Source organism: Streptomyces sp. NPDC031265, assembly GCF_055570295.1.
In genome coordinates, this window is record NZ_JBVIHM010000021.1 from 75731 (window position 1) to 98730 (window position 23000).

Annotated in this window: 16 protein-coding genes; 7 read left to right on the plus strand and 9 right to left on the minus strand. The window is 70.4% G+C overall.

The features are described 5' to 3' along the window. Nucleotides 1-128 precede the first annotated feature (128 nt). The 4 genes from ACZ499_RS27695 to metH form a co-directional block, all read right to left on the minus strand. On the minus strand, nt 129-1715 hold the full coding sequence (locus tag ACZ499_RS27695) for an ABC transporter substrate-binding protein (RefSeq protein WP_468678905.1): 1587 nt from the start codon (nt 1713-1715) through the stop codon (nt 129-131). 112 nt (nt 1716-1827) lie between these two features. Further along, on the minus strand, nt 1828-3429 hold the full coding sequence (locus ACZ499_RS27700; protein WP_468678906.1) for an ABC transporter substrate-binding protein: 1602 nt from the start codon (nt 3427-3429) through the stop codon (nt 1828-1830). 515 nt (nt 3430-3944) lie between these two features. Further along, nucleotides 3945-4646: an HAD family hydrolase gene (locus ACZ499_RS27705; RefSeq protein WP_468678907.1), complete on the minus strand. Its 702-nt coding sequence runs from the start codon at nt 4644-4646 to the stop codon at nt 3945-3947. A gap of 252 nt (nt 4647-4898) precedes the next feature. Next, on the minus strand, nt 4899-8411 hold the full coding sequence (metH, locus tag ACZ499_RS27710; protein WP_468678908.1) for a methionine synthase: 3513 nt from the start codon (nt 8409-8411) through the stop codon (nt 4899-4901). Nucleotides 8412-8691: 280 nt separating this feature from the next. Here metH and ACZ499_RS27715 point away from each other — a divergent pair, with 280 nt between their 5' ends. The 5 genes from ACZ499_RS27715 (at nt 8692) to ACZ499_RS27735 (ending at nt 14637) form a co-directional block, all read left to right on the plus strand. Continuing rightward, a complete protein-coding gene (locus ACZ499_RS27715; protein WP_468678909.1) occupies nt 8692-9456 on the plus strand; it encodes an IclR family transcriptional regulator in 765 nt (254 codons plus the stop codon). Between the two features lie 368 nt (nt 9457-9824). After that, nucleotides 9825-10616, plus strand: coding sequence for an MIP/aquaporin family protein (locus ACZ499_RS27720; RefSeq protein WP_468678910.1), 792 nt, complete (start codon nt 9825-9827; stop codon nt 10614-10616). A gap of 42 nt (nt 10617-10658) precedes the next feature. After that, nucleotides 10659-12200 carry a glycerol kinase GlpK gene (gene glpK, locus ACZ499_RS27725; protein ID WP_385545997.1) on the plus strand — a complete coding sequence of 514 codons (1542 nt, stop codon included), beginning with the start codon at nt 10659-10661 and terminating at the stop codon, nt 12198-12200. Nucleotides 12201-12205: 5 nt separating this feature from the next. Next, nucleotides 12206-13816, plus strand: coding sequence for a glycerol-3-phosphate dehydrogenase/oxidase (locus tag ACZ499_RS27730; RefSeq protein ID WP_468678912.1), 1611 nt, complete (start codon nt 12206-12208; stop codon nt 13814-13816). A gap of 149 nt (nt 13817-13965) precedes the next feature. Beyond that, complete coding sequence (locus tag ACZ499_RS27735) at nt 13966-14637, plus strand: FadR/GntR family transcriptional regulator (RefSeq protein WP_468678914.1); 672 nt, start codon at nt 13966-13968, stop codon at nt 14635-14637. Nucleotides 14638-14776: 139 nt separating this feature from the next. On the opposite strand, the gene ACZ499_RS27740 is transcribed toward ACZ499_RS27735, so the two are convergent. Genes ACZ499_RS27740 through ACZ499_RS27760 form a run of 5 tightly spaced genes read right to left on the minus strand, consistent with a single transcriptional unit; the run spans nt 14777 to nt 20492 of the window. Beyond that, nucleotides 14777-15802: an ABC transporter permease gene (locus ACZ499_RS27740; RefSeq protein ID WP_468678916.1), complete on the minus strand. Its 1026-nt coding sequence runs from the start codon at nt 15800-15802 to the stop codon at nt 14777-14779. Beyond that, on the minus strand, nt 15799-17298 hold the full coding sequence (locus ACZ499_RS27745; RefSeq protein ID WP_468678918.1) for a sugar ABC transporter ATP-binding protein: 1500 nt from the start codon (nt 17296-17298) through the stop codon (nt 15799-15801). Before ACZ499_RS27745 ends, ACZ499_RS27740 begins: the two co-directional genes overlap by 4 nt. Nucleotides 17299-17300: 2 nt before the next feature. Then, complete coding sequence (locus ACZ499_RS27750; protein ID WP_468678919.1) at nt 17301-18338, minus strand: sugar ABC transporter substrate-binding protein; 1038 nt, start codon at nt 18336-18338, stop codon at nt 17301-17303. Nucleotides 18339-18363: 25 nt separating this feature from the next. Further along, nucleotides 18364-19170: an SDR family NAD(P)-dependent oxidoreductase gene (locus ACZ499_RS27755; protein WP_468678921.1), complete on the minus strand. Its 807-nt coding sequence runs from the start codon at nt 19168-19170 to the stop codon at nt 18364-18366. Then, nucleotides 19167-20492 carry an enolase C-terminal domain-like protein gene (locus tag ACZ499_RS27760; RefSeq protein WP_468678924.1) on the minus strand — a complete coding sequence of 442 codons (1326 nt, stop codon included), beginning with the start codon at nt 20490-20492 and terminating at the stop codon, nt 19167-19169. The genes ACZ499_RS27755 and ACZ499_RS27760 overlap by 4 nt, the downstream gene beginning before the upstream one ends. A 315-nt stretch (nt 20493-20807) precedes the next feature. Between ACZ499_RS27760 and ACZ499_RS27765 the strand changes: the two genes are divergently transcribed. Both ACZ499_RS27765 and ACZ499_RS27770 read left to right on the plus strand, forming a co-directional pair. Further along, nucleotides 20808-21806, plus strand: coding sequence for a PAC2 family protein (locus tag ACZ499_RS27765; protein ID WP_468678925.1), 999 nt, complete (start codon nt 20808-20810; stop codon nt 21804-21806). A 788-nt stretch (nt 21807-22594) separates the two neighbouring features. Next, nucleotides 22595-22867, plus strand: a complete 273-nt coding sequence (locus ACZ499_RS27770; RefSeq protein ID WP_468678927.1) for a hypothetical protein — start codon at nt 22595-22597, stop codon at nt 22865-22867. The last annotated feature ends 133 nt before the right edge of the window (nt 22868-23000 follow it).

Sequence of the window (23000 nt, forward strand, 5' to 3'; positions counted from 1 at the left end):
AGAATATAGGAGCGCCTGACCCTCGATCCACCCGCCAAATACACCCCCCTCTCCCCCCCCCCCCCCCCCCCCCCCCCCCCCCCCCCCCCCCCCCCCCCCCCCCCCACCCCCCTCGGGCCGCGTCCCCGCTAGTTCTTGCTGATCTCCCAGAACCGGAACACGGTCGACGGGTCCAGGGTCCACTCAAGTCCCACCACGCCCTCGCGGGCCACGGCGTACTGCTTGCCCTGCCACAGCGGCAGGATCGGCAGGTCGTTGGCGACGAGGTCCTGGAGGCGGGCGAAGTCGGCCTCGGTGGCCGAGCGGTCCTCCGTGGCGGCCGTCGACGGGATGATCTCGTCGGTGATCGCCTTGTTGACGTAGTGGTTGGACAGCACGTTGTCCTTGCCGAAGAACGGCGAGGTGAAGTTGTCCGGGTCCGGGTAGTCCGGGATCCAGCCCTTCACGTACACGCCGTACTTGCCGGCCGCGATGTCCTTCTCGTACTGCTTGAACTCGACGGACTTCACCTCGGCTTCGAACAGCCCGCTCGCGTTGAGCTGCTTGGCGATGGCCCGCATCTCGTCGTCGGTGCCCGGTCCGTAGCGGATGGGCGTGGACCACAGGGTGAGCTTCACCTTGCCGGTGATGCCGGCCTTGTGCAGGACCTGCTTGGCCTTCGCGGGCTGCGGGCTGCCGCCGTACATGTCGAACATCGAGGTGCTGTGCGCGGTGATGCCCGACGGGACGATCGAATAGAGCGGCGCCGCGGTCGACTTGTAGACGTCGCGCACCAGCGCCTCGCGGTCGACAAGGTAGGCGATGGCCTTGCGGACGGCGGGCTTGCCGGCGACCGCGTCGTTCATGTTGAAGACCAGGTGCTGGACCTCGGCGCCGGTGCCCTCGACGACCTTGACGCCCTTCTTGTCCACCACGCTGGTGGCCTGGAGGTCGGCGATGTCCTTGGCGGTGAGACCGCGGTAGGCGAGGTCGACGTCGCCGTTCTTCAGCGCGTCCGCCAGGTCCTTCTGCCGGCCGTGGAAGAGCTTCATGGTCATGCCGGAGTTCTTGACCTTGGCGCTGCCCTTGTAGCTGGAGTTGACCGAGAAGCTCGCCTGCTTCTCGCCGAACGCGTCCAGCTTGTAGACGCCCGAGCCGACCGCCTTGCCGTCGGTGCGCAGCTTGTCCGCCGGGTACGTCTCGTGGTCGACGATCGAGCCGGCACCGGAGGCGATCTTGCTGGGGAAGGTGGCGTCCGGCACCTTGAGGTGGAAGACGACGGTCTGCTCGTTCGGGGTGTCGATCTTGCCCAGGGTGGAGAGCAGCGGCGCGGGCCCGTTGGCGTCGTTGATGCGCAGCACCCGCTCGAACGAGAACTTGACGTCCTCGGAGGTCAGCGCGTGGCCGTTGGTGAACTTCAGGCCGGAGCGCAGGGTGCAGCGGAAGACCTGGGAGCCGCCCTTGTCGAACGAGCAGCGCTCGGCCGCCTCGGGCTGCGGGGTGGTGCTCCCCTTGGAGAAGCTGAGCAGCGACTGGAAGACGTTGTTGAACAGCAGCCAGGAGCCCGGGTCGTAACCGGAGGCCGGGTCGGTGGCCAGGATGTCGTCCGACATTCCCATGACCACCGACTCGCCGCTCCCGGAGGAGGCCCCGTCCTCCGAGCCGCAGCCGCTGAGGAGACCGGCTGCCAGCCCCGCGGCGAGCGGGGCCGTCAGCCATCGGTTCCGTATCTTCACGTGCAAGTGCCTCACAGTCGTTGTTCGGCCCGGCTCCCGGGGGTGACCCCCGGGAGACGCAGCCTCACTGAAATTGCTTGCCGGCACGTGAATATCGCGGCCGGGTCCTGCGTTACTTCACGCCGCGGCCCAGCTCCCACAGCTGGAGGTCGGCGGAGGAGTTGAGCGCCCACTCGGTGCCCGTGATCTGGCTGCGGGCGGCGACGTACTGCTTGCCCTGCCACAGCGGCAGTACGGGGACGTCGTTGGCGACGATGTCCTGGATCCTCTCGAACGGCTTGGAGGCCTGGTTGCGGTCGGCCGCGACGCGGGACTCCGGGATCAGGGTGTTGCGCACCTCGACGTTGGAGTACGGCGAGTTGAGGAAGTTGTCCCGGCCGAGGAAGGGCGCGACGTAGCTGTCCGGGTCCGGGAAGTCGGGGAACCAGCCGAGGCCGTAGACGGCGTACTCGCCGGCCTTCTGGGCCGGGCGGTACTTGGGCCAGTCGGTCGCCTTGATCGTGGTGGCGAACAGGCCGGTGGAGTTCAGCTGGTCCCGCAGGATCGAGAACTCCTTGGCGGTGCCCGGACCGTAGTGGTCGCTCGTGTAGTTCAGCGTGAGCTTCACCGGGGTGGACACATTGGCGGCCTTCAGGATGCCGGAGGCCTTCTGCTTGCTCGGCTCGCCGTACTTGTTGAAGAACGAGTTGGTGTGCCCGGCGATCGAGGTCGGGATGAGCGAGTAGAGCGGCTCGGCGGTCGCCCCGTACACCTTGGAGGCCAGCGCGCCGCGGTCGACGACGGCGGCCATCGCCTGGCGGACGGCCTTGTTCTTCACCGACGGGTCGTTGGTGTTGAAACCCAGGTAACGGATTTCCAGGCCGGGCATCTCGACCAGGTTGACGTTCTTCGGCGGGGTGAGCGAGTACGTCTGGATCTGCTCCGGCGACATGGAACGCGTCATCATGTCGATCTTGCCGGATTCGAGCTCGGCGCCCATGGAGCCGGCGTCGGCGAACGAGCGCAGCTCGACCTTGTCGTTGTTGACCTTCAAGTCGCCCTTGTAATTGGGGTTCTTGCTGAAGACGGCCTTGACGACCTTGTCGCCGTCGACCTCGGCCTTGAGGGTGTACGGGCCGGAGCCGTCGACCTCGAAGCCGCCGCGCAGCGTCTTCGGCTGGTACTTGTCCTTCTGCACGATCGCGGCGGCGGGCGTCGCGAGCTTGTACGGGAAGGTGGCGTCCGGGGTCTTCAGATGGAAGACGATCTCGTCGTCGCCCTTGGTCTCCATCGTGTCGATGTTCTCCAGCAGCGCGACGGGGCCGTTGCCGTCCTTGATGTTCAGGACGCGCTGGATGGAGTAGTGGACGTCGGCGGCGGTCAGCTTGGAGCCGTCGGCGAACTGGATACCGCTGCGCAGCTTGCAGCGGTAGCTCTCGTTCTCCTTGTCGGTGAACGAGCAGCTGGAGGCCGCGTCCGGGACGGGCTCGCCGCCGCCGCGCGGGACGTGGACCAGCATCTGCACGGTCTGGCGCAGCACGTTCCAGGCACCGGTGTCGTACGCGTAGGCCGGGTCGAAGGGAGCGGGCGCGTCCTTGGTGACCACGAACTGGTCCGTGGTGCCCACGACGATGGCCTTGCCGCCGTCGCCCCCACTTCCTGCCCCGCCACATGCGGCGAGTACGGGGGCGAGCAGGCCCACTACGGCCGGCAGCACCAAAGTCTTGCGGTTCATCCTGGACGTTCTCCCTATGTGTCCGGCACTGGGGTACAGCGGTGTACGAATCACTCCGCCGCGGCCGCCCGGTCGGGGCGGGGGGCGATCGGGCCGGTACGTACGATCGGACCTGCGCGCCCGGCGGCTTGGTGGGTGCCGGGGCAGTTGAGGGTGCGGCGAAGTTCTCGCGACGAGATTAGTGGGCGGGCCGGGAAAGCCCGTACTGGGCCTGCTCCATTCACACGCCACGCAGTGGCCGGAAATAGCGGCCCGCCGATATCGAGGCGGCGGAATCTTTCGTACAGGAGATCCCTAAACAGGACACAAGGGCACCTCCCGAGCACCGGGAGACGCCCTTGCCCTCGTTTACTGACGGCAGATCAGGTGACGAACGTCACCCCCTTGACATGCATTGACCCGTCGTGAATTCAACCGTTGTGATGTTGCCGCGACACCCTTGCGGGGTCACGGAAAATGCACGGCCGGATGCGATGAGTTTGCGCCGCATTCAAGGGGCACGCTGTGTGAACGGATCAGTTCATCCGGGTGATCAGGGTCCGCAGAAAAGCCAGGTCGACCTGTTCGAGGGAATCGACGACGACCCGGCCCGAGGCGGGCTCGATGGGCGCGACGGACGGCACCGCCACCACCCGGCAGCCGGCCGCCTCGGCGGCCGCCACACCGGTCGCCGTGTCCTCCACGACCGCGCATCTGGTGGGGTCCGCGCCGAGCCCGGCGGCGGCGAACAGATAAGGATCGGGGTGCGGCTTGGTGCGGCCGACCTCGTCCCCGGCGACGGTGAGCGCGAAGTTGCGCGTGCCCAGCGAGTGCAGGATCCGGTCGATGATCCGCCGGTGCGAGGCCGAGACCAGGGCGGTCGGCATGGAGTGCTCGGCGAGCTCGCCGAGCAGCCGGGCGGCTCCCGGCATCAGCGGGACCCCGCGGCTGATGCGCGCCTCGAAGCGGTCGTTGAGCAGCACGGTGAGCTCGGGGACGGTGATGTCGGCGCCCGTCGCCTCGATGAGGAACCCGGCGCTGCGGGTCATGGGCCCGCCCACCACGACGTCGCGCCAGCTCTCCTGGAGCGGGTGGCCGAGCGCGGCGAAGACCTCCACCTCAGCGTCCCACCAGAACCCCTCGGTGTCGACCAGTGTGCCGTCCATGTCCAGGAAGACGGCTTCGAGGGCCGATCCTTCGGCCGTACCGGTAACGGGCGCGGGAACCGTGGTGGTCATCCGGGCACACCTCCTGGAGGGACGAGAAGGCCGGTTCCCAGGGTGGGAACCGGCCTGCACTGGACCGACAAGTCTACGTCTCGGCAGCGGGAAACGCTCGTGGTAATGGTCGCGCCCCGAAAGGGGCGCGACCGGTGACGGTGCGGCTCCGCCGCGATGGGGGTCCCCCCTGTTCGAGCGAAGCCGAGAACGTGGGGGAGCGACCAGCCCCCACCGGCCCGCGGCTGCACGGCAGCGCTCCCCGCCCCAGACTCACCTCGCGTTGAAGTACTTCGCCTCGGGGTGGTGGATGACGATGGCGTCCGTGGACTGCTCGGGGTGGAGCTGGAACTCCTCGGAGAGGTGGACGCCGATCCGCTCGGGCTGCAGCAGCTCGGCGATCTTGGCGCGGTCCTCCAGGTCGGGGCAGGCCCCGTAGCCGAGCGAGAAGCGCGCGCCGCGGTACTTGAGGGCGAACATGTCCTCCACGTCGGACGGGTCCTCCCCGGCGAAGCCGAGCTCACTGCGCACGCGCGCGTGCCAGTACTCGGCCAGGGCCTCCGCCAACTGCACGGACAGGCCGTGCAGTTCGAGGTAGTCGCGGTAGGAGTTGGCCTCGAACAGCTCGGCCGTGGCCTCGCCGATCTTCGAGCCGACCGTGACCACCTGGAGCCCGACCACGTCGGTCTCGCCGGACTCCTCCGGGCGGAAGAAGTCCGCCAGGCACAGCCGGCGGCCGCGGCGCTGGCGCGGGAAGGTGAAACGGGTCCGCTCCGAGCCGTCCTCGTTCAGGATGATCAGGTCATCGCCCTTGGAGACGCACGGGAAATAGCCGTGGACGACGGCCGCCTCCAGCAGGTTCCTGGTGTGCAGTTGCTCCAGCCAGCCGCGCAGCCGCGGGCGGCCCTCGGTCTCCGCCAGCTCCTCGTAGCTCGGCCCGTCGCCGGCCCTGTTCTGCTTGAGGCCCCACTGGCCCTTGAAGAGCGCGCCCTCGTCGAGCCAGGAGGCGTACTCCTTGAGGCCGATCCCCTTGATCACCCGGGTGCCCCAGAACGGCGGCTCGGGGATGCGGTTGTCGACGGCCACGTCCGAGCGGACCGAGCCCTCGGGCTCCTCCGCCTCGGGCAGGGCCACCGCGCGCTTGGGCACCCGGCGCTGCTTGAGCTCGGGCAGGCTCGCACCGGGCACGCCGCGCTTCACCGCGACCAGGGCGTCCATCAGACGCAGGCCCTCGAACGCGTCGCGGGCGTAGCGGACTTCGCCCTCGTAGATCTCGTGCAGGTCCTGCTCTACGTACGCGCGCGTGAGGGCCGCGCCGCCGAGGATCACCGGGTAGTCGGCGGCCATCTTGCGCTGGTTGAGCTCCTCCAGGTTCTCCTTCATGATCACGGTCGACTTCACCAGGAGGCCGGACATGCCGATCACATCGGCCCGGTGCTCCTCGGCGGCCTCCAGGATCGCGGAGACGGGCTGCTTGATGCCGAGGTTGACGACGTTGTAGCCGTTGTTGGAGAGGATGATGTCGACGAGGTTCTTGCCGATGTCGTGGACGTCGCCGCGCACGGTGGCAAGCACGATGGTGCCCTTGCCCTCCGCGTCGGACTTCTCCATGTGCGGCTCCAGATGGGCCACGGCCGTCTTCATGACCTCGGCGGACTGGAGGACGAACGGCAGCTGCATCTGGCCGGAGCCGAAGAGCTCGCCGACGACCTTCATGCCCTCCAGCAGGGTGTCGTTGACGATGTCGAGGGCGGGGCGGCTGAGCAGCGCCTCGTCGAGGTCGGCGGCCAGGCCGTTCTTCTCGCCGTCGATGATCCGGCGCTGGAGGCGCTCGTCCAGCGGCAGCGCGAGGAGCTCCTCGGCCTTGCCCGCCTTCATCGACTTGGTGCTGACGCCCTCGAAGAGCTCCATGAGCCGCTGGAGCGGGTCGTAACCCTCGGCGCGGCGGTCGTAGACGAGGTCGAGGGCGACCTTGACCTGCTCCTCCTCCAGACGCGCGATCGGCAGGATCTTGGACGCGTGCACGATCGCGGAGTCGAGGCCCGCCTTGACGCACTCGTCCAGGAAGACGGAGTTCAGTACGACACGGGCGGCCGGGTTGAGGCCGAAGGAGATGTTGGACAGGCCGAGGGTGGTCTGGACGTCCGGGCGGCGGCGCTTGAGCTCGCGGATCGCCTCGATGGTGGCGATGCCGTCCTTGCGGGACTCCTCCTGGCCGGTGCAGATGGTGAAGGTCAGCGCGTCGATGAGGATGTCGCACTCTCTCACGCCCCAGTTGCCGGTGAGGTCGTCGATGAGCCGTTCCGCGATGGCGACCTTGTGCTCGACGGTACGGGCCTGGCCCTCCTCGTCGATGGTGAGCGCGATCAGGGCCGCGCCGTGCTCCACGGCCAGCTCGGTGACCTTGGCGAACCGCGACTCGGGCCCGTCGCCGTCCTCGTAGTTGACGGAGTTGATGACCGCGCGCCCGCCGAGCTTCTCCAGACCGGCCTGGAGGACGTTCACCTCGGTGGAGTCGAGGACGATCGGCAGGGTGGAGGCGGTGGCGAAGCGGCCGGCGAGCTCCTCCATGTCGGCGACGCCGTCGCGGCCCACGTAGTCGACGCAGAGGTCGAGCATGTGGGCGCCCTCGCGGATCTGGTCGCGGGCCATCTCCACACAGTCGTCCCAGCGGCCCTCCAGCATGGCCTCGCGGAACTTCTTCGAGCCGTTGGCGTTGGTGCGCTCGCCGATCGCCATGTACGAGGTGTCCTGGCGGAACGGCACGCTCTGGTAGAGCGAGGCGGCGCCGGGCTCGGGGCGCGGGTGGCGCTCGGTGGGGGCGAGGCCGCGAACCCGCTCGACGACCTGGCGCAGGTGCTCGGGCGTGGTGCCGCAGCAGCCGCCGACCAGGGACAGGCCGTACTCGCGGACGAACGTCTCCTGGGCGTCGGCGAGTTCCGGCGCGGAGAGCGGGTAGTGCGCGCCGTCCTTGCCGAGGACGGGCAGTCCGGCGTTGGGCATGCAGGACAGCGGGACCCGGGAGTTGCGGGCGAGGTAGCGCAGGTGCTCGCTCATCTCGGCGGGGCCGGTGGCGCAGTTGAGGCCGATCATGTCGATGCCCAGCGGCTCCAGGGCGGTGAGCGCGGCGCCGATCTCGGAGCCCAGCAGCATGGTGCCGGTGGTCTCGACGGTGACCGAGCAGATGATCGGGACCCGGTAGCCGGCCACGTCCAGGGCGCGCTGGGCGCCGAGGATGGCGGCCTTGGTCTGGAGCAGGTCCTGGGTGGTCTCCACCAGGAGCGCGTCGGCGCCGCCGGCCAGCATGCCCTCGGCGTTCTGCTGGTAGGCGTCGCGCAGCAGGGTGTACGGGGCGTGGCCGAGGGTGGGCAGCTTGGTGCCGGGGCCCATGGAGCCGAGCACCCAGCGCTGCTGGCCGGTCGAGGCGGTGAACTCGTCGGCCACCTCGCGGGCGATCCGGGCGCCCGCCTCGGACAGCTCGTACACGCGCTCGGGGATGTCGTACTCACCGAGGGCGGAGAAGTTCGCGCCGAAGGTGTTGGTCTCGACGCAGTCGACGCCGACGGCGAAGTACTCCTGGTGCACCGAGCGCACGATGTCGGGCCGGGTGACGTTGAGGATCTCGTTGCAGCCCTCAAGGTCCTGGAAGTCCTCCAGGGTGGGGTCCTGCGCCTGGAGCATGGTTCCCATGGCTCCGTCGGCCACCACCACGCGGGTGGCGAGCGCTTCGCGGAGCGCGTCGGCGCGGGTCCGGCTGTCAGCGGAAGGGGTAGGCAACGAGGCCATGGATCTGCTCCCTGGAGTGCGACGGCTGTCGGCTTTGCGGCGTCCGAGGGGAGGCCGCACCCGGTCAGGGTAACCGGGCGGGGGGCGGGTGAGCACAGGTGTCCCACGGGGCGGACAGCGCGGGGGGCCGCCCGGGTGACGGCCGGATGGCCCCGGTACGTCTGCCATCTGAACCGGCCGGATGGCGGCGGGGACCGTCCATCACGGTGACATGAGGTCGACAACGGCCGATACTGTTCAGCATTGTCGAACTCAACGTTCCGAAGTGGGAGGAAGCGCGATGGCGCGGAACATCCAGTCGCTCGAACGGGCGGCCGCCATGCTGCGGCTGCTCGCGGGCGGCGAGCGGCGGCTCGGCCTGTCCGAGGTGGCCTCCGCGCTCGGCCTGGCGAAGGGCACCGCGCACGGCATCCTGCGCACGCTCCAGGCGGAGGGGTTCGTCGAGCAGGACCCGGCCTCCGGCCGCTACCAGCTCGGCGCGGAGCTGCTGCGCCTGGGCAACAGCTATCTGGACGTCCACGAGCTGCGGGCGCGCGCCCTGGTGTGGACGGACGACCTGGCGCGCTCCAGCGGCGAGAGCGTGTACGTGGGCGTCCTGCACCAGCAGGGCGTGCTGATCATGCACCACGTCTTCCGGCCCGACGACAGCCGTCAGGTCCTGGAGGTCGGGGCGATGCAGCCGCTGCACTCCACCGCGCTCGGCAAGGTCCTGTCGGCGTTCGACCCGGTGGCGCACACCGAGGCGGTGGACGGCGAGCGGACCGCGTTCACGCCCCGCACGGTGACCACGGGCGCCGGCTTCGAGGAGCTGCTCGAACTGGCCCGGGCACGCGGCTGGGCGAGCGACATGGAGGAGACCTGGGACGGGGTGGCGTCGGTGGCCGCGCCCATCTTCGACCGGCGCCGGATGCCGGTGGGCGCCGTGGGGGTGACCGGGGCCGTGGAGCGCGTCTGCAAGGACGGCGAGGTCCGCTCCGAGCTGGTGGCGGCGGTGCGCGACTGCGCCCGCTCGGTCTCGCGCGATCTGGGCGCCGGCCGCTTCTGACCCGGCCGCGGGCCCGTCGTGGCCCGCTCCTCGGCCCCTCGTGGCCCGGCCGCCCGCCCGTTGCGCGGGCCTGACCAGCCACTTCCCGGCCCGTTCTGATCGTTTCCGATCCTGGCTGGAAGTTTTCGATCAATGTGGCCGAAAGGTACCTGCTGGTAACGATCGGGATACCGGCCACAGAACCCTTGACGTCGACTTAACCCCGGAGCAACACTGCCGTTCATCGGTCGGCATTGTCGAACACCTAACGGCAATACGAGTTAGAGTGTGACAACGCCAAGGGCCGTCAAGCCCTCGACGTGAGGGCGCGGACTTCCGGAGGGACCCGGGGTTCGCCTTCCCCTGGACGAAGGACAAAGGAGTCGCGGGTGTCCAGCTCCGACATCTTCACCGGCGAGATCATCGGTACCGCCGTTCTCATCCTGCTCGGCGGTGGCGTGTGCGCCGCCGTCACACTGAAGAGCTCCAAGGCACGCAATGCGGGCTGGCTGGCCATCACCTTCGGGTGGGGCTTCGCGGTGCTCACCGGCGCCTACATCTCCGCCCCGCTCTCGGGTGCGCACCTCAATCCGGCGGTGACGCTCGGCCTCGCCATCGAGGGCGGCACCGAGTGGAGCGACGTGCCCGTCTACCTGGCGGGACAGCTGCTCGGCGCCATGATCGGTGCCACGCTGGTCTGGCTGGCCTACTACGGCCAGTTCCAGGCGCATCTGACCGATCCGGAGATCGTCGGCGACCCTGCCGACAAGCCGATCGAGGGACCGCACAACGGCGCCGCCAACGCGGGCCCGGTGCTCGGGATCTTCTCCACCGGCCCCGAGATCCGCAACGCGATACAGAACCTCACCACCGAGATCATCGGTACGGCCGTGCTGGTCCTCGCGATCCTCACGCAGGGCCTCAACGGCGACGGCAAGGGCCTCGGCGTCATCGGTGTGCTGATCACGTCCCTGGTCGTCGTCGGCCTCGGCCTCTCGCTCGGCGGCCCCACGGGCTACGCCATCAACCCGTTCCGCGATCTGGGTCCGCGCATCGTGCACTCGCTGCTGCCGCTGCCCAACAAGGGCGGTTCGGACTGGGCCTACGCCTGGGTTCCGGTTGTCGGCCCGCTGGCCGGTGCCGCCCTCGCGGGTGGCCTGTACAACCTCGCCTTCGCCTGAGCCGTTGAGCCGTAGAGACCTTCAGACCTCCAGGAGAACCCCGTGAGCGACACCCACACCACCGCCTCGCACGGTCACGGCCCGTTCATCGCGGCCATCGACCAGGGCACCACCTCGTCCCGCTGCATCGTCTTCGACAAGGACGGCCGGATCGTCTCGGTCGACCAGAAGGAGCACGAGCAGATCTTCCCGAAGCCGGGCTGGGTCGAGCACGACGCCGCCGAGATCTGGACCAACGTCCAGGAAGTCGTGGCGGGCGCCGTCGACAAGGCGGGCATCACCGCCGCCGACGTCAAGGCGATCGGCATCACCAACCAGCGCGAGACCACGCTGCTGTGGGACAAGAACACCGGCGAGCCCGTCCACAACGCGCTCGTCTGGCAGGACACCCGCACCGACGCGCTCTGCCGGGAGCTCGGCCGCAACGTCGGCCAGGACCGCTTCCGCCGCGAGACGGGCCTGCCGCTCGCGTCGTACTTCGCCGGCCCCAAGGTCCGCTGGCTGCTCGACAACGTCGAGGGCCTGCGCGAGCGCGCCGAGCGCGGCGACATCCTCTTCGGCACCATGGACTCCTGGGTCATCTGGAACCTGACCGGTGGCGTCGACGGCGGTGTGCACGTCACGGACGTCACCAATGCCTCGCGCACGCTGCTCATGAACCTGCACGAGATGGCCTGGGACGAGAAGATCCTCCAGTCCATGGACATCCCGGCGGCGGTGCTGCCCGAGATCCGCTCCTCCGCCGAGGTGTACGGACACGCCAAGGGCGGCGTCCTGGACGGCATCCCGGTCGCCTCCGCGCTCGGCGACCAGCAGGCGGCCCTGTTCGGCCAGACCTGCTTCTCGGAGGGCGAGGCCAAGTCCACGTACGGCACCGGCACCTTCATGCTGATGAACACCGGTGACAAGCCCGTCAACTCCTACAACGGCCTGCTGACCACCGTCGGCTACCAGATCGGCGACCAGAAGCCGGTCTACGCCCTTGAAGGCTCGATCGCCGTCACCGGCTCGCTCGTCCAGTGGATGCGCGACCAGATGGGCATGATCAAGACCGCCGCCGAGATCGAGACCCTGGCGTCCTCGGTCGAGGACAACGGCGGCGCGTACTTCGTGCCGGCCTTCTCCGGTCTGTTCGCCCCGTACTGGCGCTCCGACGCCCGCGGTGTGATCGCCGGTCTCACCCGGTACGTCACCAAGGCGCACATCGCGCGCGCCGTGCTTGAGGCGACCGCCTGGCAGACCCGCGAGATCACCGACGCCATGACGAAGGACTCCGGCGTCGAGCTGACCGCGCTCAAGGTCGACGGCGGCATGACCTCCAACAACCTGCTGATGCAGACCCTCTCGGACTTCCTGGACGCGCCGGTGGTGCGTCCGATGGTCGCCGAGACCACCTGCCTCGGCGCCGCCTACGCCGCCGGTCTGGCCGTCGGCTTCTGGCCGGACACCGACGCGCTGCGCGCCAACTGGCGCCGGGCGGCGGAATGGACCCCTCGCATGGACGCCGACAAGCGTGACAGCGAGTACAAGAGCTGGCTCAAGGCCGTCGAGCGGACCATGGGCTGGATCGAGGACGAGGAGTAATCGAAATGACCACCCTGCAGAGCGTCCCTGCCCTTGGGACGCACCCGGCCTCCGGCTCCCACCCGAGCCGCGCCGAGACTCGGGAGCAGCTTTCCAAGGCGACGTACGACCTCCTGGTGATCGGCGGCGGCATCCTGGGCATCTCCACCGCCTGGCACGCCGCGCAGTCCGGGCTGCGGGTGGCCCTGGTGGACGCCGGCGACTTCGCCGGCGCCACCTCCTCGGCCTCCTCCAAGCTCCTCCACGGCGGTCTGCGCTACCTGCAGACCGGTGCGGTGAAGCTGGTGGCCGAGAACCACTTCGAGCGGCGTGCGGTGTCGCGTCAGGTGGCACCGCACCTCGCCAACCCGCTCACCTTCTACCTGCCCGTCTACAAGGGCGGCCCGCACGGCGCGGCCAAGCTCGGCGCGGGCGTCTTCGCCTACTCGGCGCTCTCCGCCTTCGGTGACGGCATCGGCCACCTGCTGTCGCCCTCCAAGGCCGCGCAGGACGTGCCGGAGCTGCGCACGGACAACCTGAAGGCCGTGGCCGTGTACGGCGACGACCAGATGAACGACGCGCGCATGGCCCTGATGACGGTCCGCGCCGCCGTGGACGCGGGCGCGGCCGTGCTCAACCACGCCGAGGTCACCGGGCTGCGCTTCACCAAGGGCCGGGTCACCGGCGCCGATCTGCGCGACCGCCTCTCCGGCGACGAGTTCGGCGTCAACGCCCGCCTGGTGCTCAACGCGACCGGCCCGTGGGTCGACCACCTGCGCAAGATGGAGGACCCGGACTCGGCCCCCTCCATCCGTCTGTCCAAGGGCGCGCACCTGGTCCTCAAGCGCACCTCCCCCTGGAAGGCGGCGCTGGCGACCCCGATCGACAAGTACCGCATCACCTTCGCCCTGCCGTGGGAGGACATGCTCCTGCTCGGCACCACGGACGAGGAGTTCGAGGGCGACCCGGCGGATGTCGCGGTCACCGAGAAGGACACCGCCCAGATCCTCGACGAGGCCGCGTTCTCCATCCGCGACCAGCAGCTGTCGCGCGATCTGATCACGTACTCCTTCGCGGGTCTGCGGGTGCTTCCGGGCGGTCCCGGCGACACCTCCAAGGCCAAGCGCGAGACCGTCGTCACCGAGGGCCGCGGCGGCATGCTGTCGGTGGCCGGCGGCAAGTGGACGACCTTCCGCCACATCGGCCGTACGGTGATGAAGAAGCTGGAGCAGCTGCCCGGGCGTCCGCTCGGTGACGATTTCGAGCCCATCTCCGAGCTCCCCGGCAAGCTGCCGCTGCCCGGCATAGCCAACCCGCGCGCCGTCGCCCACCGCCTGATGGTGGATGGCCCGGCGCCCGGCCCGCGCATGGCGGCCGACACCGCCAGGCACCTCGCCACGCACTACGGCTCGCTCTCCTTCGACATCGCGCGCCTGGCCAACGAGGACGCGGCGCTGGCCGAGCGGATCCACCCGGACGCGCCGGAGATCTGGGCGCAGGTCGTCTACGCGCGCGACCACGAGTGGGCCGAGACGGCCGACGACGTGCTGCGCCGCCGCACCACGCTCACGATCCGAGGCCTTGCCACGGACGAGATCCGCGGCAAGGTCGACGACCTGCTCGGCAAGAAGAACTGACGTATAGTTAGTCCGGCCAGTCAGCGCCGGAAGGGGCGGTTCCCACGGGGGGAGCCGCCCCTTTCGCATGCGGGGAGCGCCGACGCGGCTCCGCGACGCATAATGGGGGCCGATTCATCGGATGTATACCCCTGTATGGAGGTCACCCCATGGCAGTCACCGACGAGGCCATCGAGAAGATCAAGGAAATGATCGTCTCCGGTGCGCTGCGCCCGGGCGACCGGCTGCCCAAGGAGAGCGAACTGGCCGCCGAGCTCGGCCTGTCCAGGAACTCGCTGCGCGAGGCGGTCCGCGCGCTCTCCCTGATCCGCATCCTCGACGTGCGCCAGGGCGACGGTACGTACGTCACCAGCCTGGACCCCCAGCTGCTCCTGGAGGCGATGAGCTTCGTCGTGGACTTCCACCGGGACGACACGGTCCTGGAGTTCCTGGCGGTGCGGCGGATCCTGGAGCCGGCGGCGACGGCGATGGCGGCGGCCCGGATCGAGGACGCGGAACTGGACGCGCTTTCGGCCCAGTTGGACGCGCTGGGCCCGGACCCGTCGGTGGAGGAGCTGGTCGCCTGCGACCTGGAGTTCCACCGCGGAATCGTGCAGAGCGCCGGGAACTCGGTGCTCTGCTCCCTCCTGGACGGCCTCTCGGGCCCCACCACCCGGGCCCGGGTGTGGCGCGGCCTGACGCAGGAGGACGCGGTGGCCCGCACCCTCCACGAACACCGCGCCATCCTCGCGGCCCTGCGCGACCGGGACGCGGAGGCGGCGCGGTCCTGGGCGACGGTCCACATCGCCAGCGTGGAGCAGTGGCTGCGCTCGACGCTGTAGCGGCCGCCTGGGGTTTGTCTGCGGGCCGTCTGTGGCTGGTCGCGCAGTTCCCCGCGCGCCCAGGCAGTCGGGGGCGCGGGGAACTGCGCGAGCAACCCAGCACGGTCCGCAGACAGAACGCCACACACCGCCCCCCCACTCAGTCCTGCTTCTCTCCGCTCGCGAAGCGCGAAATCACCAGCGCGACGATGATGATCGCCCCGTTCAGGAACTGGTTCCACAGCGCCGGGACCCCGCCCAGGGTCATGACGTTGACCACCAGTTGCAGCGTCAGCACACCCGTGAGCGCGCCGAACAGCGTGCCCCGGCCGCCCTTCAGACTGATCCCGCCGATCACCGCCGCCGCGAACACCTGGAAGATCCAGCCGTTGCCCTGGGTCGCGGCCACCGAGCCGTAGTGGCCGGTGTAGAGGATCCCCGCGAACGCGGCGAGCAGGCCGCCGATCGCCAGGACCGCCCAGGTGATCCGGTCCACCCGGATCCCGGCGGCCCGCGCCGCCTCCGGGTTGCCCCCGATCGCGTACAGCGCCCGCCCGTGGCGCAGCCAGGCGAGCGCGGCGCCGCCGACGGCGAAGAGCGTCAGACAGATCCAGACGGCGGCCGGGGCACCCAGCCAGTCGGTCTTGCCGAGGTAGCGGAAGGACTCCGGCACCTCGGTGATCGACTTGCCCTCGGTGATGCCGACGTGGAGGCCGCGCAGCATCGTCAGCATGCCCAGGGTCGCGATGAACCCGTTGACGTTCAGCTTCAGCATCAGGAAGCCGTTGACCGTACCGATCGCCACACCCACCAGGAGGCAGAGCGGGATCGCCGTCCAGGCGGGCAGCAGGCCGAGCCCGGCGAACCGGCCGCCCTCCGACGGCAGCACCAGCCACATCGCGATCACCGGCGCGATGCCGATCGTGGACTCCAGGGAGAGGTCCATCCGACCGCAGATGAGGATCAGCGCCTGGCCGAGGACCAGCAGGCTCAGCTCGGAGGACTGCTGGATCACGCTGATCAGGTTGTCCGAGGTGAGGAAGACCGGCGAGACGATGAAGCCGATCACCATCAGCACCAGGATCACCGGGACCAGCGAGAAGTCGCTCCAGCGCACATGCGCGAGCCGCCGCCGCGCGCCCGCGCCCATCAGCTCGGCCGGCGCCTTGGTCACCGTCTCGGTCATGGCCGCTCCCCCACACCTTCCATGGCGGCGACCAGTTCCCGGTCGGTCCACCCGCTGTCGTATTCGGCGACGACCCGCCCGTGGAACAGCGCGAGCACCCGGTCGCACACGCGCAGGTCGTCCAGTTCGTCGGAGACGATCACGGCGGCGTTCCCCTCGTCGGCGACCCGCCGCACCACCGCGAGCAGCGCCTCCTTGGACTTGACGTCGACCCCGGCCGTGGGGCGCACCGCGACCAGCGCCACCGGTCTCCTGGCCAGGGCCCGCGCCACCACGACCTTCTGCTGGTTGCCGCCGGAGAGCCCGGACACCGGCTGTCCCGGCCCCCGCGTCTTGATGTCGAGCGAGGCGATCACCGACCGGGCGAACTCCCTCGTACGGGAGGGCAGTACGGTCCCCCACGGCCCGAGCTGGTCGGTGACCGTGAGCGTGGCGTTCTCCGCGACCGAGCGCTGGGGCACCAGGCCCTGGCGGTGCCGGTCCTCGGGGATGTAGCCGATGCCCGCGTCGAGCGCGTGCGGCACGCTGCCCGGCTTCACCGCCCGGCCGCGCACCGCGATCCGCCCCGCGCTCGCCCGGCGCATCCCGGCCAGGGTCTCGCCGAGCGCGGTGTTCCCGCTGGCGGCGGCCCCCGCGAGGCCCAGCACCTCGCCGGGGCGCACGGCGAGGTCGACCGGCTCGAACTCGCCGTCCAGGGCGAGCCCTTCGGCCGTCAGGACCGGGTCCGCGTCCTCGCGCACCGCACGGGCGCCCGCGTGCCAGGAGGCTCCGCGGCCCGCCTCTCCGGTCATCGCGGCCACCAGGTCGTCCTTGGCCAGCTCGGCCACCGGCGCGGTCAGCACATGGCGGGCGTCGCGGTAGACGGTGACGGCGGTGCACAGCTCGTACACCTCCTGGAGGTGGTGCGAGATGAAGAGGAACGCCACCCCCTGGGCCTGGAGCTCGCGCAGCTTGGTGAACAGGCGCTCGATGCCGCGCGCGTCCAGCTGGGCGGTCGGCTCGTCCAGGACGATCAGGCGGGCGCCGAAGGAGAGGGCGCGGGCTATCTCCACGAACTGGCGCTGCTCCACGGTCAGTTCGCGGGCCCTTACGTCCGGGTCGACGTTCACGCCGTACCCGGCGAGCAGGTCCGCCGCGCGCCGCCGCAGCCGTCCCCAGCGGATCGGGCCGCCCTCGAACCGGTTCAGGAAGAGGTTCTCGGCGACGGTGAGGTCCGGGACGACCATGGACCGCTGGTAGACGCACGCCACCTTGGACTGCCAGGCCGCCCTGTCCCCGAAGGCGGGCGCGGGCGACCCGCCGAACGCCACCGTGCCGGCGTCCTGGCGGTGCAGTCCGGTGACCACGCCGACCAGCGTGGACTTGCCCGCGCCGTTGCGGCCGACGAGCGCGTGGGACTCACCGGGCCGCACGGTCAGCGCGACCGAGTCGAGCGCCAGGGTCGGCCCGAAGCGCTTGACGATCCCCCGGGCGTCCAGGGCGGGCTCGGCGCTCACGGTCAGGCCTTCTTCTGGAGCTGGTTGGCCCACAGCGCCGGGTCACCGGCGTTGGCCCGGGTCACCAGGGGCGCCGGGAGCTGGTCCTCGTACCCGCCGGGGATCTTGACGATGGTGGAGCCGTGGTCGGTCGGGCCCTCCTTGAAGGTCTTTCCGTCCAGGGCCGCCTTGGCGTAGTACAGCGCGTACTTGGCGTAGAGGTCGGCGGGCTGGGAGACGGTGGCGTCGATCTTCCCGGCCTTGATGGCATCGATTTCCTGGGGAATGCCGTCGTTGGAGACGATGGTGATGTGGCCGGGGGCGCCCGGCGGCTTCAGGAGGTGCTTCTGCTCCAGGAGGGCGAGGGTGGGCTGGAGGAAGACGCCGCCCGCCTGCATATAGACGCCGTTCAGGTCGGGGTGGGCGGCGAGCGTCGCCTGGAGCTTGGCGGAGGCGACGTCGCCCTTCCAGTCGGTGGCCAGCTCGAAGACCTGGATGCCGGGGTAGTCCTTGGCCATGCAGGCCTTGAACGCCTGGGACCGGTCGCGGCCGTTGATGGAGGACAGATCGCCCTGGAACTCGGCGGCCTTGCCCTTCCCCTTCAGCTGCTCGCCGAGGAACTTGCAGGCCTTCTCGCCGTACGCCTTGTTGTCGGCCCGTACGACCATGTAGACGTCGCCCCTGTCGGGGCGGGTGTCGACGCTGACGACCGGGATCTTCTTGCTGTGGAGGGTCTCCAGGGTCGAGGCGACCGCGCCGGTGTCCTGCGGAGCCATGATCACGGCCTTGGCGCCCCGGTCCATGAAGGCGGTGACGTTGGCGACGAGCTTGCCGATGTCGTTCTGCGAGTTGGTGAGCGGCAGCGCGGAGACCTCGCCCGCCTTCGTGCCCTTCTGTATGTACTGCTGGTAGGAGTTCCAGAAGTCGCTGTCGCTGCGCGGCAGGTCGATGCCGACCTTCTTGTCCCCGGTGCCGCCGCCGGAGTCGCGGTTGCAGCCCGCCAGTGCCCCGGCCGCCAGAAGTACGCAGCAGGCGGCGGCAGTTGTCGTACGCACTCTCATGGTGGTGTCCTTCGCGGTTCGCGGCTCAGATGGTGGGGCGCGGGCGCAGACCCTGCATGCCGCCGTCGACGGCCAGGGCGGTACCGGTGACGCAGGAGGCGGCCGGGCTGGCCAGATACGCGATGGCGGCGGCCACCTCGTCGGCGGTGACCAGCCGTCCCATGGGCTGGCGGGCCCGCAGCGCGGCCCGTTCGGCCTCCGGGTCGTCGGCCCCGGCGAGCAGCCGGGCGACCCACGGGGTGTCCGCCGTGCCCGGGTTGACGCAGTTCACCCGGATCCCCCCGGCCACGTGGTCGGCGGCCATGGCGAGGGTGAGGGAGAGCACGGCGCCCTTGGCGGCGCTGTACAGGGCGCGCTGCGGCAGGCCCGCGGTGGCGGCGATCGAGCAGGTGTGGGTGACGGAGACGTGGCCGGGCAGCTCCCGGGCCGCGCGCCGCAGGTGCGGCAGCGCGTGGCGGGCGACGCGGACCATGCCGAGGACGTTGACGTCGAGGACCCGGTGCCACTCGGCGTCGTCGTTGTCCTCGACGGTGCCGGTGGCGCCGGTCCCGGCGTTGGAGACGAGCGTGTGCAGGGCGCCGAACTCGCGCGCGGCCCGGGCCACCGCCTCCCGTACGCCCGCGTCGTCGGTGACGTCCGCCTCCAGGGCGAGGGTGCCGTGCGGGGCGCCCTTGACGTCCCGGTCGAGCACGGCGACGCGGGCTCCCCGGGCGGCGAGCAGCCCGGCGGTGGCCGCCCCGATCCCGGAAGCGCCGCCGGTGACGAGCGCGGCCATCCCGGTGAAGTCCCGGGGTGCGGCGTCGGGTGCGGTGAACTCCCGCGGGGTGCTCATGAGATGACCTCCTGGGCCGGGCGGCGGGCCCGCCATTGCGGTCCGTCCGGGTAGCGGTAGGCGGCGATCGACTCGGGGTGCATCCGGGCCGAGAAACCCGGGGCACGGGGTGCGCGGTAGCGGCCGCCCTCGATGACGGCCGGGTCGGTGAAGTGCTCGTGGAGGTGGTCGACGTACTCGATGACGCGGTCCTCGCGGGTGCCGGAGACGGCCACGTAGTCGAACATCGCCAGATGCTGGACGAGTTCGCACAGGCCCACGCCGCCCGCGTGCGGGCAGACGGGGACGCCGTACTTGGCGGCTAGCAGCAGGATCGCCAGGTTCTCGTTGACTCCGGAGACCCGGGCCGCGTCGATCTGTACGAAGTCGACCGCGCCGGCCTGGAGGAGCTGCTTGAACACGACCCGGTTGGCCACGTGTTCGCCGGTGGCCACCTTCACCGGCTGCCCGGCGCGTACGGCGGCGTGGCCGAGGATGTCGTCGGGGCTGGTCGGCTCCTCGATCCAGTGCGGGGCGTACGGGGCGAGCGCGGCCATCCAGCGCAGCGCGTCCGGCACGTCCCAGCGCTGGTTGGCGTCGACGGCGATGCGGATGCCGGGGCCGACCGCCGCACGCGCCAGCCGCAGCCGCCGTACGTCGTCGTCGAGGTCGGCGCCGACCTTCAGCTTGATCTGCGCGAAGCCGTCCGCGACGGCCTCCTTGGCGAGCCGGACCAGCTTGGCGTCGTCGTAGCCGAGCCAGCCGGGCGAGGTGGTGTAGGCGGGATAGCCCTCGGCGCGCAGCAGCCGGGCCCGCTCGGCGCGGCCCGGTTCGGCGGCGCGCAGCAGGGCGAGCGCCTCCTCGCGGGTCAGTACGTCGGTGAGGTAGCGGAAGTCCACGAGGGAGACCAGCTCCTCGGGGGTCATCGCGGCCAGGAACTCCCAGACGGGCACTCCGGCGGCGGTCGCGGCCAGGTCCCAGGCCGCGTTGACGACCGCGCCGGCCGCCATGTGCGTGACGCCCTTCTCCGGGCCGAGCCAGCGCAACTGCGAGTCATGGGTGAGGTTGTGGTGGAGGGCCGCGAGATCGGCGGCGCTGCTCGGCGCCGGGCGGCCCACCACGTACGGCCGCAGCGCCTCGATGGCGGCGGCGGTGACGTCGTTGCCCCGGCCGATGGTGAAGACGAAGCCGTGGCCCTCGGTCCGGGCCGGGCCGTCGGTGCGCAGCACCACATAGGCGGCCGAGTAGTCCGGGTCGGGGTTCATCGCGTCCGAGCCGTCGAGCTGCTCCGAGGTGGGGAAGCGGATGTCGTATACGTCGAACCCGGTGACACTCGGCCTCATGCATGCCCCCTGTGGCTGAGTCCTGTCTGAAGAACTCTTGCGACGAACTTCTGCTCGAAAATCCGACCTCTCGCTGTCATCCGATGTATTGCGATGTATAGCGCCGGACAAGCGCCACAGTCCAGGGGCGGGACGAAAATTTTCCTAGCACAGCTCGGATGAATCACGAGAGAGACCTTGCTCTGCCCCGGCTGCTGCCCGTTCATGCGGGGATCACTCCGGCGTGGACGGTGCCGTGCACGGGGGCTGCGGCGGGGTAGTGCTGAAGCCGTAAGGTTGGGGCGTACGCATGAGAACTTCGGAGGGAGGCACTGGGTGATCGAGCTGGAGGGAGTTCCCGAGCTGGTCGACCCGGTCATGATCGCCGCGTTCGAGGGCTGGAACGACGCGGGCGACTCCGCCTCCTCAGCCGTCGCTCACCTGGAGCGCGAGTGGAAGGGCGAGGTCTTCGCCGCTCTCGACGCCGAGGACTACTACGACTTCCAGGTCAACCGGCCGACCGTGTTCCTGGAGGGCGGGGTCCGCAGGATCACCTGGCCCACCACCCGGCTCTCCGTCGTCCGGGTCGGTGGCGACAAGCCGCGCGATCTGGTCCTGGTGCGCGGGATCGAACCGTCGATGCGCTGGCGCTCGTTCTGCAACGAGATCCTCGGCTTCGCGCACGAGCTGGGCGTCGAGATGGTGGTGATCCTGGGCGCGCTGCTCGGGGACACCCCGCACACCCGCCCGGTGCCGGTCAGCGGGGTCACCTCCGACCCGGACCTGGCCCGCACGCTGGACCTGGAGGAGACCCGGTACGAGGGCCCCACCGGCATCGTCGGCATCCTCCAGGAGGCATGCACCCACGCGGGCGTCCCGGCGGTCAGCCTCTGGGCGGCGGTGCCCCACTATGTGTCGCAGCCGCCGAACCCCAAGGCCACGCTCGCCCTGCTCAACCGCCTCGAAGACCTCATCGACCTGCGCATCCCGCTGGGCGAGCTGGCCGAGGACGCCCGGGCGTGGCAGCTCGGGGTGGACCAGCTGGCGGCCGAGGACAGCGAAGTGGCCGAGTACGTCCAGACGCTGGAGGAGGCGCGGGACACCGCGGACCTGCCCGAGGCGTCCGGCGAGGCGATCGCCCGCGAGTTCGAGCGGTATCTGCGGCGGCGCGACGGCGGGCCCGGACCGGGGCAGGCGCCCGGCGGGCACGCCACGAACGGGGGCGAGTCCACGTCGTATCTGCGCGACACCAGCAGTGGGCGGACGCGGCCGCCCAAGCCGGCGCGCGAGGATCCGGACGAGCCGGGCGAGGGCTCGGAGTCCTCGGAGGACTAGGGCGTGTTTCGAAAGTCCCGTCTGCCCGGCGGCGTCTGGCACGCACGCTCGCCGCGTTGTCGGGATCACCCCGATACAACCAGTATCGGGGCGACCCTCCGCCTTGCGATCGCACGCACCAGACGCCGCCGGGCCCGCCCTTCGGGCGGACGACGCTACTTTCGAAACACGCCCTAGCGTCCCGCTTGGTGTTCGACTGCGGGGCGCCGGTGGCTGGTCGCGCCCACGCGGCGGAGCCGCACAATGTCCCAGCCCCGCGCCCCTTGAGGGGCGCCGCGCCGCACCGGACTTCCCAGCGGGCCCGAGACGGGGCCTGGCATCACTTTCCGGCCGAATTGCACACGTTGCCCAACCCCCCTCATTCCAAACCCAATTGACCGTACGGGGTGGACGAGTCGACATCCTGGTAGCAGGGTGTGCCGGGCAGGGACGCGCGCGGGCCCGATCCGACAACGGCATCAGATGCGAGCGGGAGCGGCCATGACCGACCAGATGTTCCCGGGCCAGGGCCCCGGAACGGCGGGCCCCGGACCCGATGGAGCTGGATTCACCTGCCGAGGCGCCGCGTGCACCGCGCGGCGCAGCATGAGCACCACCCCGCAGATGCGCCAGCCGCAGTACGGCCGGCAACAGGGCTTCCCGCAGAGGCAGCAGGGGTTCCCGCAGCAGCAGGGCCGGCACGGCCAGCAGCAGGGCCCCCACACCTCGCCCCCCTCAGGCCCAGCAGACTCCAGCAGCTCGGTCAGCTGCAGCCCTTCCAGCAGCTGCTCCAGCAGCGAGGCGGCGGCATGCACCGGGGCCGGCAGCCGCTCGTGCTGCCGAGCGCGGTCGAGGCGGCCTCGGTGACCAGCGGCATCGACACCAGGTTCTGGGACGTGGTGGCGCCGCTGCCCGGCCAGCCGTCGATCCTGTATCTCGACAACAACTGGCACCCGCTGGCGAACCCGGCGCGGATCACGCATGACGCGGTCCGGCAGGCGTTCGCGTTCGGCCAGCAGGTCATCGGGTTCTTCGACACCAGGACGGGCGCGGTCCAGGCCGTCGAGGTGAACCGGCAGTAGCACCGGATACACACGAAAGGCGGGGGGGGGGGGGGGGGGGAGGCAGGGAGGGGGTGCAGGGGGTGGGAGGGGAAGGATAGAGAGGGAGGGTAAGGGCGGCGAGGCAAACCATGGTGCGCACCGATTCCTCTCG